Raw genomic sequence first — 13,334 nt, 5'->3', positions numbered from 1 at the left:
GCTTCCTTTAGTTGCGTTAGCGTTTACTGGCTATGCCACCGTCAAACAGCAGTGCTTTGTAGCAACCAAACATCCAACTTAAGCCGCATAAATACATGCTGGGACAAAGAATAAATAGCATTAGCGGACTCGCCTTATATCGAATATTTCGCAGATTAATGCGGGTGATTTTGGCTAACATCATTAGCGGCAATAACACAAAAAGTACGGCTTTAAATAACCAGCTACGTCCTTGGCCAAAACGCAAGAAATACAGGTTGTTGCCGGTAATAAAGATTTTTTTAAAGACTTTTTTCAGTGGCGAGTCTTGGATCTGATAACCGATAACGTCGGGGAAGAAGAATAGGTGTTCCCCTTGCGCAGCCAGCCGTTCGGTTAATTCAGTATCTTGCATTCGCGGAATATCACTAAAACCTCCGGCATCTAAAAATAAGCGGCGGTTAATCACCAACAAAGCTGAGCTGAGATTACTACGCACCGTTGGGTTGCGGGTACTCTGTGACTCATGATTGAAGTAGTAATGCTCGATGTAAGAGCTAAGATTGGTTTTTTGGGTTTTACTGAGCTCTAAGGCACCCCCAAAGACACGCTTACCGGCTTGGCTATGCAGTTGAATGTTTTCCAAGGCATTGGCTTCTAGTACCACATCGGAGTCAATGAAGACGAGGGTTTCACCATGGGCGGCCTTAGCCCCAATATTACGTCCGCCTCCGGGGTTAAAGCGTTGCTGTTGCTTCATCAGTCTTACCGCCGGGTAGCGAGCACATATGTCATCGACCTTCTGATTGGGTGAGCAATCAACCACTATAATTTCGGCTGACAACTGAGTTTGCGGTTGGCTTTGCGCAGCCAAAGCTTGCAGGGTGGCGTCTAAATTATCTTCGGAGCAATAGGATGGAATGATAATGGATAGCATCATAGTTTCTCCCCATCGAGATTGTGGCGGTAGTGCTTACTGCCTAGAGCAGAAGCTTGCAGTTGTTGTTGCTTGATTGTTTGTTGATAAAGCTGTTCTAAGGCTTGGCATTGTTTGGTCAAATTATGTCGTTGTTGTACTTGGCGAATGGCTGCTTGGCTAAATTGGCGCCAGATAGTGCGGTCTTTTAGTAGTGTGCTTATGGCATCGGCGAGGGCTGTTATTTCACCCGTGGGCACGACAAAACCTGACTCATTGGGAAGTAGCGCTTCTGCCATTCCGCCACTGGCAAACACTACCGCAGGGGTGCCGACGGCTTGGGCCTCGGCAATCGATAAGGCCAACGCTTCTTCATGACCGTTGTCTAGCACCACACTGGTTTGGCAGTACACCAAAGATTCGCGAAGATGCTGTCGAACCTGCTCGGGCGTGCACTTGCCGGTTAGGCGTAGTTTTACGCCTTGCTGCTTGGCTTGCGCCTGTAAGGCTGCTTTTTCTGGGCCATCGCCGATAAATACCAGCTCAACGTCGAAGCTCTGCTGCACCAATTTCATCGCGGCAATTAAAAAGCGATGACCTTTATAAGGCACTAGCCGACCAACGATGGTGACTTGCGGTTTGCGTTGAACGGTTTCATCGGGGGAAAAAAAGCGAGTATCGATACCAATGTAATGGCGAACGATCTTGTGTTTAGCAAAGCCCTGAGCGATCAGTTTATTTTTGATGAAATCGGATACCGCAATAAATAAACTGCCGTGCTCCATGAGTTGATGTTTGTTGTTCATATAATGCAGGTGCAAACGGCCTTGTTGCTGTTTGTTGACCTGATTAATCGTCACATCAAAGCCATGGAAAGTGGTGATTAATGGTACTTGGCAGCGCTTTGCCAGTGGTAAGGCTGTTAGTCCATTCGGCCCAAAGTGGGCGTGGATTAGACTTGGTGTTAACTTGCTAACATAACGGCCGATGCGTGGGGTGAGAATGCCCAGTTTTAACAATACATCATCTAGTTTACCCAGAGCTTGCTGCTGAATGATGTAGCGACGTTGCAGTGGCAGCGAAATGCCTTGGCTTACCGATGAGCTGCCAAGGTAAAAGGCGGAAAACTGCTGTAAGGCCTCTCCCTGTGCCCGAATAAAGGTTTCTGAATAGTTCAGCAGTTGGTTGCTGAAAACAATGATTCTAGGTTTATTCGACATGGCTACACCTATACATAGGAAATTTGTTTACGGCTAACAAACTGTCTGAGGTCGCTGAGCCAGTGCGGTTGCAATAAGGAGTAGCTCAGTAGATAGCAGCTGGCCCCTAAAATGATTGAACAGCTCAGCAAACCCAAGGGGCTTAAGGTTAAGTATTCAGGCAGCGCTAAGACCATTACCAGCATCAAGCTGGCCGCAACTAAGCCATGAATAGAGCTAAGCACCTGAGTTTTGCAGCTTAAACCTAGGGCTTTAGATACCCCTAAGTAGCTAAAAGGTGCCGCAATCAGTGAGCGAGCAATTATGCCCAATGCGCCTGCTTCGGCGGCATAATTGGGTGCCAGCCACCAAGCCACCAGGAGACAACTCAGCGAGGCGAAAACATCTGAGCTTAGGGTTAAGTTTGGTCTCGCTAAGGCGGTGAGTAGGGTTGGCGCATACAGGCGGGTAACACTGTAGGCAGCGGTGAGTGACAGTAGTTGGGTGACCCAGATAGCCTCGCTCCACTGTGCTCCAAATAATAGTGGGATCAATAGCGGTGCGGTGGCCGTGAGCCCAAAAAACAACGGCAAAATGAGGAAGCAAGTGATTCTAGACGCGTAGCAAAACAAGGTTTGCAAGGTTTCTGGTTGATGTTGGTTTCTGGAAAATACCGGTAGTGCAAAGCTGATGATACCACTGGATATGGCACTTCTGGGCATTTCTACTAACCGCCAAGCTAGGGCAAAGGTGCCAACAGCACTGGCACTGGCATTAAGGCCTATGACGATGGGGACGCCTCTTACCGTAATGTCCCAGCTCAAACGTCGTAATGCTAGAGGTCCGCCAATTTTTAGCAGACTCATGGTGGTCGCCAGATTGAAATAAACTTTAGGGCGATAGTTACTGGCAAACAGTAAGGTCAGTAAACCTAAGACTTCGGCGCTGACCGCTTGAATGATGACCGACCATGCTCCCGCCCCATGGGTCACCAGATACAAACCCGATGCAGCTCCGACCAAACGACCAAATAGTGTGCGATGGGCTAACTGTTTAAATGCTCCACTGCGGCGCAGTTGGGCCACGTAAATGGTACTCAGGCTGACTAGCGGCAGCTGGATCAGCGATACCAAAATCAGCTGTTTTAACAGTAACTCAAGTGACATATTTTGGAGAATAATTACACTGACTAAACATAAACTTAAGCTAAGCGAAAGGCTGCTACAGAAGGCCGAATTGAGCTGAGCTGCACCAAGCTTGGGTTGCTGCACTAGCGCATCCTCAAACAGGCTGCCGAAAATTAAGGCCAAGCCTTGGCCAACCGATAACGCCAATACCGCAATCCCCAGTTCGGAAGGGCCTAATATTTTGGCGTAAACAATGAAGGTCAGTAGAGAAATCAAGCTGATGCCAAACTTCTCGAAAACGATCCACATTAACTTGGCTAAACGCGCTGTATTCATATATTAAGCCCGTTTGACTAATGCCGGCTCAATTAGCCAGCAGTTGGCATAACGAGCCAGCTTTCTATAGCTGTTATCGCGCATTCGCACCGGAAGCCCCATGAGCAGGCCCAGTATCATGCCATGCAGCCTATCGGTATCGATGCTCTGGTAGTTAAGGTAATGATTTACCGCTTTTTGAATCATTGAATCACTGAATTTGATCCACAATTTGTCTAGATGTAGATTCAATTTAAACTTGTTTTCTATTCGTGCCAGCTTGAGCAGACTTTGGTAAATAAATTGATCTTTTTTGCTTAATAAGTCGATCCAATCAAAGCTATCTTGATTAACTGAACCTTGGGTGGTTTCAATGTCTTTTCTGCGAAATTGCAGGGTTTGCTTATTCTTGGCTTGTTGCCAAGGAAGGTCTCCTATCAGCATGGTGGCGAGATCGGGAGACAGTTTAACCTTGTCTTTTGACATGTATTGTTGCAATAAGTCGTAAGAGGGTAAGTCGCGAACAAACACCGTGATATTAGGGTGTTGTATATAAGGTTTGAGCGCTTCTGCTATTTTTTCAGTGCTGGAAAAATGCACCGACTGAGGCAATATAACAATCGGGTTATGTTTAAAGCGTTTTATCACTTTTTCTCTCAATTGTTGGTGAGCAGGGTATAGGTCACCGAAGTTACCCCCACCATGGAGTGCTAGTACGGTGTCGCTGCTTACCTCTAGTTGGTAAAGTCGCTTGATATTTCGTTGGGAAAAGCGACCTATAATGTTTGCGCCTACGGCATCAAATAACCGTTCTGCGCCTTGGTGAATGAGCATATCACCAATATTTAAGTAAATTGGGTAATCAACTAAAATCACTTTTTTGTTGGTCAGATGATCAGATAAAGCGTCTATCACCTGATCTTTTAAGTTTAGCCAGTGAGTCTTGTTTTCAGCGATTAACGGTGGGTTTAGCTGCATAAGAAATTCCTTTTAAGTCACGTTTTCTGGCACATGTTTATTTTGCTTAATCCGTATTTTTACTCGCTGCCAAACACTCATTCCTTGTGTGGGAGAGCAGCTGTCAAAATAGGCTTTGGCGGCAGGGTTGCTAACTACCGCGGGTTGACGCCAAGCGTGAATCGCTTTGGGGCTCATTGCTAGCGCACGCCCTAAACCTAATAAAGTGGCGAGTAGCATTTTTGAACGGAAACCTTTGATGACCAATAAACCAGTATGAAAAACGGCCGTGGGAAGAAAGGTTCTAAATTTAATGTGTAAATAGGTTTTATTGCGCACATCAAAAGCCCAGCGGCCGTCGGTCCAGGCGACACGATGCTCATTGGAAACCTTATGGCCGATCACCACTTGAGGGCTATATACGATTTTTCCGCCGTTGTTAATCAGTCGCTTAGCGAGGTCGACTTCTTCGTGCAAAAAGAACAGGGCATCGTCATAACCACCAATTTGCTCAAAGTCTTGACGTCGAAGCATGTGCCCAGCGCCAACAAAGCGGTCGGTGTAAAAGCTGCTTGAAGCGGCGCTGATATCTTGGTGATAGGACCAAGAAGAGGCGTCATCTTGCTCAGTTCCAAAGCACAAAATACGAAAGGCCAGTGCGCTGAGCTCAGGCTGATCATCCATTAGCTGGCAAGCCTTGGCGACTTGCTGCGGGTCAATAAATTCAGCATCGTTGTCCAGCGATACCAAATACTTGGCTTGACCTTGATAGGCTCCTAGGTTTCGACCGCCGGGAACGCCTAAATTTTCTGGGTTACAGACTAATATGATGCGAGAGTCTAGCTCACAGAATTCACGTAATTGCCGCAAGGATTGCTGCTTGGAGCCTTGATCAATCACAATAACTTTCAGCTGCACGCCTATCTGAGCAAGCGCGCTACTTATTGCTGCCTTGGTCTCTTCAAGTCGGTCCCAAGATAAAATAACGATATCTACGCTGGGTTCCATGTTTTCATCCTTGATAATAAGTATTAATCGGAGCCGTTTAGCTCATGTAGCCTTCGTAATATTGATAGTCGGTGGCGGCCTCATTGACTTGGTTAAGAATGATGCCGTCGAGGGCGATGTGCTGTTCGGCAAATTTGTTGAGCGTGTGCTGGACTTGGTTAAGTTGAGTGTCCCCAGCCTTCACCACGATAACGCTGGAGCCAACGTATTTTCCTATTAGCAGCGAGTCGGCAAAGGCAATGGCTGGCGGCGTGTCGATGATGATGCGATCGTAGTGTTGCTCAAAGTATTTCAGTAACTCGGGAAATCGACTGGAGGTTAAATATTCCTGAGGATTGGCGGTATATAAGCCAGCAGGAAGAATATTAAGTTTGGAGCTTGGGTCATGAAAAACGCATTCGTCGATGGGAATGTTCATCGCGATTAGATTGGTTAAACCGGGTCTGTTTTTATTAATATTAAAACGATCGCCGATTGACGGTTGGCGTAAGTCGGCATCAATCAACAGTACCTTCTCAACTTTCGCCATTGACACCGCTAAATTAATTGCAATGCTGGTTTTACCCTCTGAGGGGAGGGATGAGGAAATCATGGTACTTTTGCGCTGTTGAGCGTTCATCATCAGAAGCAGGCTGGTTCTCACTCCTCGAATTGACTCGGCAAAGTAGCTTTGTTGTTTATCGTTAAACGCAGCGGCGTTAACTTCCTGTTTTTTCTTGGTTTCATAAATCGGTACACAACCTAGCGGACTAAGTCGTAATTTTTCTTCAACATCTTTGCGGCTGTCTAGGCTATTGCGTAAGGATTGAGTAAAGAATGCCAGTAAGACCGAGGTGAAAAATCCTAGCGAGGTGCCCAAGGCCACCAATTTCGCTTTAGCTGGTTTGGCTGGGCCGAGCGGAGTGACCGCTGGGTCGACAAACTTGGCGATGGTGGTTTTGAAGTCGCTGGCTGCGGAGTTTTCTTTTTGTTTGCTGACAAACAGGTCGTATAGATTTTTATTACTTTCAAGCTCTCTTTTAAGCGCGTCGTAATGCGCTCTTTTTACCGCGATGCCTTGGAAATCGTCTTTTTTACCCTCTAAGGCTAATAGTACTGAGGCCTCTTTTTCTCGGGCGCTCGTTAGTTCTTTCTCTGCGCCACGAGTTAGCTCTTCAATCAAGGTTTGGGAGCGTGCTTTGGCTGAGGCCAGTTGCGCTTGGGCTTGAATCATCTTGTCGTGTTTGGGGCCGTAGCGCTTAGAAAATTCGGAGACTTTTTTCTCCGCCTCTATCTCTGCTTGGCGGCTGTCGCGGAGCTGGGGATTATTGGCAAATAGCAGGTTTGAGCTTAGGCTGTTTAGACTCAAATTATTTTTGTCTTTTAGCATGACGTAAATGGACTCTGCTGCTATCCGTTTATTTCTAGCATCGGCGATTTGACGATTTAACTCCTGTAGCTCATCACTGATTAAATTGTCGATGCCTTTTACATCAACTAAGCCTTCCGATTCTAAGAATTGGGTTAGTTTTTGTTCCGAGTCGGCAATGGCAGCTCGCAGTATGCTGATCCGCTGGTTGATCCAGTCATCGGCAAGTTGGTTTACTTCCAGCCGAGAATCGAGGTTATTCTGAATGTAAGTTTCCACTATGGCATTGGCAATATCACGAGCCAATACCGGGTCGCTAGACTGAAATTGTACTGTCACCAACTGAGTATTACGAATCGGTTTAATTGAGATCTTAGATTGAAAGTTGGCTATAGCGAGTTGTTGTTGGCGTTGCTTAATTTCATCTAGACTTGGTGCTTTAGCTTGGAGGCGGCCTGGGAATATCCATGTTTGCAAGGTATTGAATTGCTGTTTCAATTGCCCTTTAAAGGTCAGCCAATATGGATATATGCCTTGTCCTTGGCTGGTTCCGTTAAATTCAGCAAGCTCAGCCAAGTTGAATTGCTCAACCAGTTTTTCTGCAATATTACGAGATCTAAGTAGCTCATATTGAGTCTGAAAATACTCTTTCTTATCAGTATCAACGTTGTAAATATCTTCTAAAGACAGCACATTTTTCTGATTAGACTCAAGTAACAGTACCGCACTGGCAACATAGCTGGAAGTCATGCTTTTAACCGCTACTACTGAGATGGCAAAACACAGCATGGTGCTGAACAGAATCCGGTACTTGCGATTGGCTAATACTGAAAAATAGTAACCAAAGTCTATTTTAGTTTGCTCATTTGGCAGCACTAAGCTTTCGTTTAAATTAATCACTTGCACATCCTCTGGTTAGTTCGGGGCTAGATAGCATGCTTAGAAAAAACTGGCTTTTACTATGATGATGTCGCCAGGAGATACCTTGTGGGTTAACGGCAGACGAGATAAATCTGAACCCCCGCCAGAGGGAGTAATGCGAATGCCCTTGGTTGATGCTCGTTCAGTAAAACCGCCTGCTAGCGCAATGGCTTTTTCCACGGTTAAACCTGGTTGAAAGTGGTAACCTCCGGGTTTCGCCACTTCCCCGTTAACATAAATCATTCGATATTCGACAACGTTTACCGATACTTTAGGGTCGATCAGGTAGTCATTTTTGAGCCCGTTACTAATCGCTTGTTGCAATTGACCGGCGGTTTTGCCAAGCACATCAAGTTTTCCCAAGTAGGGATATTCAATTTGCCCACTGGAGGAAACGAGGTATTCCATGGATAAGTCTGGTTCGTTATACACATCAATGCGGATGGTATCGCCAGCGCCGAGTTTATAATTGTTTGAGGCTTGGCTAGTTGCGCTAAAAAACATTGAAAATGCTAGGGCAACTGCAAGTAGGTTTGTCAGATGTTTCATATTAACCTCTATTGCTCTTAATAAGCGGCCTTGTTAACGAAGCCTTTGAAAATGGTTAAAAAGACAATTTTCAGGTCCATCCATAGGCTCCAGGCCTGAATGTACTCAAGGTCGTAGGCGATGCGGCGTTCCATTTTGTCTAAAGTATCGGTTTCCCCGCGGCAGCCGTTGATTTGTGCCCAGCCGGTGATACCAGGTTTTACTTTGTGGCGCAGCATGTAACGGTCTACCACATGGCGGTATTCCTCATTGTGGGCCACCGCGTGGGGACGAGGCCCAACTATCGACATGGAACCCATCAGGACATTAAAAAATTGTGGTAACTCATCTAAGGAGGTGCGGCGAATAAAGGCACCGAAACGAGTGACTCGAGGATCATTTTGAGTGGCTTGGGTGACTTTTCCGCCATTTTCCATCACCTTCATTGAGCGAAACTTCCAGACGCGGATCCTTTTGCCATCTAAGCCGTAGCGGTCTTGTTTAAATATTACTGGGCCAGCAGAGCTAAGTTTCACACCTAAACCTACCGCCAGTAACAGTGGGCTAATTAAGGTAATGATGACACTGGCGAGGAAAATGTCCTGAAGGCGTTTGACCATGACGCTGGTAAAACCGCGGAAGGGGCTATCAAATACGCTCACCGTTTGAATATTGCCAAGGCTGCTCCAACGCGAGTGAATCAAGTTGTAAGTGAAAAAATCGGGGACGATAAAGGTGGTACAGGTGGTATCGGAAAGCTGCTTTAGGTAGCTGCTAATACGGCTTTTGGCATGCATCGGTAGGGCAATGTAGACATGGTCAACCTTGGCGCGCTTGGCTAATTCTAGGGCTTGATGTACGGGGCGTACTTTGCCGTAATATTGCGTATCGTCACTTAAACGTAGTGCATCCCTATCATCAAAAAAGCCCATGAATACAATGCCTAAATCGGCATTGTCGGTGAGTTCTTTTTGCAGGCGTAAGCCTGTTTCGGAAACGCCAATGATGATCGCTTTACGGGTGTTATAGCCGGTTTTTCTGAGTAAGCCGAGAATCTCGCGAAATACAATTCGCCACACAATTAACATCATTGGGGTAACGACCAACCAACCGGCAAATACTAGCCGTGAGTAGTTGTCTGAGGCCTTAAGGAAGTAATTGATGGCTAAGATCACCGCTACCGTAACCAGCCAAACACTGAGTGTGGTATTGGCCTGTTGTTTAACCGACGCTATCCGCCAAGAACGGTATAAGGTGAACGATTCGGCTACGATCAGATAAACAATACCTAAACCGATAGCGAGTTGCTGGAAGTCGCTATCGACATGCCCCGTTCTCCACCAAGCGAGGATCACTAAAGTAGAAAAAATAATCACTAGGTCAGTTATTCGATAAACTATAGCTAGCTCAAATTCGTGACTACGGACCATTCCATTGTTTTCGTTGCCCATAACATGCTTCCTTACCGTGGGGTCAGCCCTTGTCGGCAGCTATTCAATTAACACGAAATAAATAAGATATTCGCTATTAAGTCGCGATATCTGCATCTACAAGTTAATTTATGTTGTCGCTAAGCTGTTGTTGCTTGCCGGCGACTTCTTACTAGTAGTAAAGAAAGGTGTATTTACTTTGGACTAGTCCAGAGCTTTAAGCTTTCTTTTCATTTCTAGCTTTATGAGTAAAAAACATCATTTGTAACTGAGCAATCATTGAGCCAAAAGTGTTAAGTCTGTCACGTTTTTTGTAAGATTATGATTTTATTGAATTAATTTTCATGTATTTGAAGTGGCCACCAAAATAGAAACTTTTAGTTTTGTAAATTAATTCGACAGTCTTTTTTTAAATTACTGAACTGTAATTTTTATTGCATTCTTGGTTCTGAGTTAAGGCTAGTGTTTATTGCTTATTGAGGGGGAGTTGTTATTGGAATGTTAACTTTTTTAACTGGTGATGAGCCCATCTGTAGTGCATTGGTTTTTTTGCGGGCTTGTAAAGACAACTGACAGCTATTATTGCGTAATGAGCGTAGGACTAACTATTTAATATGTAATATAAAAACAGTTTTGATGGTGTTATGGCTTGCCGTGCTGGGCTGAGGTAAAAAAAAAAGCCAGCGTGCTAATGGCGCTGGCTGTTTAAGTTAGTTCGCTTTATTCATCAAGCTGAGGGCCAGCTGCAACCAAGGCTTTACCTTCGGCATTGTCGGTGTACTTGGCAAAGTTGTTGATGAAACGTTTTGCCAAATCATCGGCTTTGCTTTCCCATTGTAATGGATCTTGATAAGTATCTCGTGGATCCAGAATTTCAGGGTCTGCTCCCGGTAAGCTAGTGGGGATCTCTAAATTAAAGATTGGCAATTGTTTGGTTTCTTGTTGTTCAATAGAACCGTCAAGAATCGCATCAATAATCGCGCGGGTATCTTGAATAGAGATACGCTTGCCGGTGCCGTTCCAACCGGTATTCACCAAATAGGCTTCAGCACCTGCGGCTTCCATACGCTTAACCAGTACTTCTGCATACTTGGTGGGGTGAAGGGTAAGGAAAGCTGCACCGAAACAGGCTGAGAAGGTTGGGGTGGGTTCGGTGATGCCACGTTCAGTACCAGCTAGTTTGGCGGTAAAGCCTGATAAGAAGTGGTATTTGGTTTGTTCAGGCGTCAATTTCGCCACTGGAGGTAATACCCCAAACGCATCTGCGGTTAAGAAAATGACCTTCTTAGCATGGCCCGCTTTAGAGACCGGTTTAACGATATTCTCGATGTGGTAAATGGGGTAAGACACCCGCGTATTCTCGGTTTTTGAACCGTCGTCATAGTCTACACTGCCATCGTTTCGCACCGTTACGTTTTCTAACAAGGCGTCGCGCTTGATTGCGTTGTAGATATCGGGCTCGGCTTCTTGGCTTAGTTTAATGGTTTTGGCGTAGCAGCCACCTTCGAAGTTGAATACACCTTCATCATCCCAGCCATGTTCGTCGTCACCAATTAACTTGCGTTTTGGATCGGTTGATAAGGTGGTTTTACCGGTACCTGACAAGCCGAAGAAAATAGCGGTATCTCCGTCTTCGCCAACGTTGGCCGAACAGTGCATAGAGGCGATGTCATTCAGCGGTAGGTAGTAGTTCATCATGGCGAACATACCTTTTTTCATTTCGCCGCCGTACCAGGTTCCGCCAATTACCTGCATTTTTTCTGTCATGTTGAACACAGTGAAGTTTTCTGAGTTTAAACCGTGTTCTTCCCATCTAGGGTTGGTAGTTTTAGAGCCGTTCATCACGACAAAGTCTGGCTCATAATCTTCTAGTTCTTCAGCGCTAGGGCGAATGAACATATTGGTCACGAAGTGAGCCTGCCAAGCTACTTCCATAATGAAACGTACTTTCAAGCGAGTATCGGGGTTGGCTCCACAAAAGGTATCAACCACAAATAGGCGTTTACCGGAAAGCTGGTCAGTAACGGTTTTTTTGAGGTCGGCCCAAACCGCGGGAGTAATCGGTTTGTTATCGTTTTTCGCTTGTTCAGATGTCCACCACATACTATCGCGAGTGGTATCGTCTAGTACGATGTATTTATCTTTGGGTGAGCGTCCGGTAAAAATACCAGTATCAACAGCAACAGCACCAGATTTGGTAACGACACCACGTTCGTAGCCTGTGAGTTCGGGGCGGGTTTCTTCTTTGTAGAGAACTTCATAAGAGGGGTTGTACACCACTTCCGACACATCTTTGATGCCGTATTGAGCCAGGTCGATAACCTGATCTTTTTCTGCAACGTCAAGCATAGCAGTCTCCTGTAGGTAGAGAGGTAAGATTATATTGTTTTATTATTGGTGTTGGTTTCGATTCTATCCCTTCAGTGGTAGCAAAAAGAGAGGGGGGTCAAATTACCAGCACATTTTTTATGGTTATTAGGGTTGTGTTAAGGAAATGCGATTTACACCGCATTTCCTTGGCTCAGTTTAATGAATTTTGGCAGGGTTTGTCGATAAATTGCGCGTGAAAATGTTTTCAATGTCATTTTCAGTAAATTGATAATTATGTCCACAGTAGTCGCAATGCATTGATATATGGCCACGTTCATGGCAAATCTCTAGCAATTCCTTGTGATCAATATTCTGTAATGCCGTTTCGCAGCGTTGCTTAGAACAACTGCACTTAAAGCTCACTTGTTGTGGTTCATACAACCTAACTTTATGTTCATGATAGAGACGGAATAACAGTTGTTCGGCGTCTAACTCAAAGCTTTCTTGAGCGGTGGTGGTTTCGCTTAGCGCCGCTATCAGCTCAAAGTTTTCGTCATCTGTTTCAGTTTGCGCCGGTAAGGCTTGCAGAAATAGGCCGCTAGCATAGGACTTATTCTGAAGCATTCCAGTATATAACCAGATCCGAGTATTTAGCTGTTCAGATTGCTGAAAGTAGCTTTCAATACTGGCGGCTACACCCTTAGGATCAATACTGACAATGCCTTGATAACGTTCACCTTGGTTGGGGGTTATGGTAATCACAATATGACCATTGCCCACTAGGTCGCTAAAGCTGGCGCCGTCTTTGATATCGCCTTCATAGCGCGCCGTGGCGCGCATGGCTTGCTGATCGGTGCCGCTGACAGCAATCACCGCTAAAGGGCCATCGCCTTGTAATTGAACCGTGATGTCACCTTCAAACTTTAGCGTTGCCGTTAGCAAGCAGGTGGCTGCCAGCATTTCTCCAATTAGGCTCTTTACTGGTGTCGGATAGTTTTTCTGTTCGATGATGTCTTGGTAACTCTGCTGCAGTTGCACGAGTTCACCGCGAAGGTTGTATTCTTCAAAGAGATAACGATTAAGAATGTCTTGCTTCATATTGGGCCTGACTATTGTTGTTTAAACTGAATAATTTGCCGACGTTGCTTTTTATCGGGTCGACGTTGTGGAGCGGCTGATTCTGCCATTAGCTTGCGCTGAAGTGCAGATTGTTCACGCTTGTTTAGGCTTTGCTCTGTCTCTTGATAAAGCTGTTGAGCCTGTGGTGCAGGCCCGCGTTTGTCGCTGAGTTGAGCC

Annotated in this window: 10 protein-coding genes and 1 pseudogene; all 11 read right to left on the bottom strand. The window is 45.6% G+C overall.

All coding sequences use genetic code 11. The features are described from left to right. Positions 1–16: 16 nt before the first annotated feature. A complete protein-coding gene (locus ACQY6Q_RS01675) occupies positions 17–919 on the bottom strand; it encodes a glycosyltransferase family 2 protein (RefSeq protein ID WP_427977113.1) in 903 nt (300 codons plus the stop codon). Beyond that, entirely contained in the window at positions 916–2,115 is a 1,200-nt protein-coding gene (locus ACQY6Q_RS01670) for a glycosyltransferase (RefSeq protein ID WP_427977110.1), read from the bottom strand. Before ACQY6Q_RS01670 ends, ACQY6Q_RS01675 begins: the two co-directional genes overlap by 4 nt. Positions 2,116–2,123: 8 nt before the next feature. Next, positions 2,124–3,557, bottom strand: a complete 1,434-nt coding sequence (locus tag ACQY6Q_RS01665; RefSeq protein ID WP_427977108.1) for an oligosaccharide flippase family protein — start codon at positions 3,555–3,557, stop codon at positions 2,124–2,126. Positions 3,558–3,560: 3 nt separating this feature from the next. After that, positions 3,561–4,514, bottom strand: coding sequence for a polysaccharide pyruvyl transferase family protein (locus ACQY6Q_RS01660; protein WP_427977106.1), 954 nt, complete (start codon positions 4,512–4,514; stop codon positions 3,561–3,563). 12 nt (positions 4,515–4,526) lie between these two features. Next, complete coding sequence (locus ACQY6Q_RS01655; RefSeq protein WP_427977103.1) at positions 4,527–5,501, bottom strand: glycosyltransferase family 2 protein; 975 nt, start codon at positions 5,499–5,501, stop codon at positions 4,527–4,529. A gap of 37 nt (positions 5,502–5,538) precedes the next feature. Then, positions 5,539–7,749 carry a GumC family protein gene (locus tag ACQY6Q_RS01650; RefSeq protein ID WP_427977100.1) on the bottom strand — a complete coding sequence of 737 codons (2,211 nt, stop codon included), beginning with the start codon at positions 7,747–7,749 and terminating at the stop codon, positions 5,539–5,541. Between the two features lie 39 nt (positions 7,750–7,788). After that, on the bottom strand, positions 7,789–8,319 hold the full coding sequence (locus ACQY6Q_RS01645; protein WP_427977099.1) for a polysaccharide biosynthesis/export family protein: 531 nt from the start codon (positions 8,317–8,319) through the stop codon (positions 7,789–7,791). 17 nt (positions 8,320–8,336) lie between these two features. Next, positions 8,337–9,749: an undecaprenyl-phosphate glucose phosphotransferase gene (locus ACQY6Q_RS01640; protein ID WP_427977097.1), complete on the bottom strand. Its 1,413-nt coding sequence runs from the start codon at positions 9,747–9,749 to the stop codon at positions 8,337–8,339. A 699-nt stretch (positions 9,750–10,448) separates the two neighbouring features. Further along, positions 10,449–12,077: a phosphoenolpyruvate carboxykinase (ATP) gene (gene pckA, locus ACQY6Q_RS01635; RefSeq protein WP_427977095.1), complete on the bottom strand. Its 1,629-nt coding sequence runs from the start codon at positions 12,075–12,077 to the stop codon at positions 10,449–10,451. A gap of 177 nt (positions 12,078–12,254) precedes the next feature. Beyond that, positions 12,255–13,136 (bottom strand): Hsp33 family molecular chaperone HslO, encoded by an 882-nt coding sequence (gene hslO, locus ACQY6Q_RS01630; protein ID WP_427977093.1) that lies wholly within the window; start codon positions 13,134–13,136, stop codon positions 12,255–12,257. 11 nt (positions 13,137–13,147) lie between these two features. After that, positions 13,148–13,334 (bottom strand): annotated as a pseudogene (locus ACQY6Q_RS01625) (heat-shock protein); the annotation flags it as partial.

Origin of the sequence: Agarivorans sp. (assembly GCF_050295395.1) — a bacterium.
GTDB lineage: Bacteria > Pseudomonadota > Gammaproteobacteria > Enterobacterales > Celerinatantimonadaceae > Agarivorans.
This window is presented reverse-complemented; position numbering and strand designations above follow the sequence as displayed.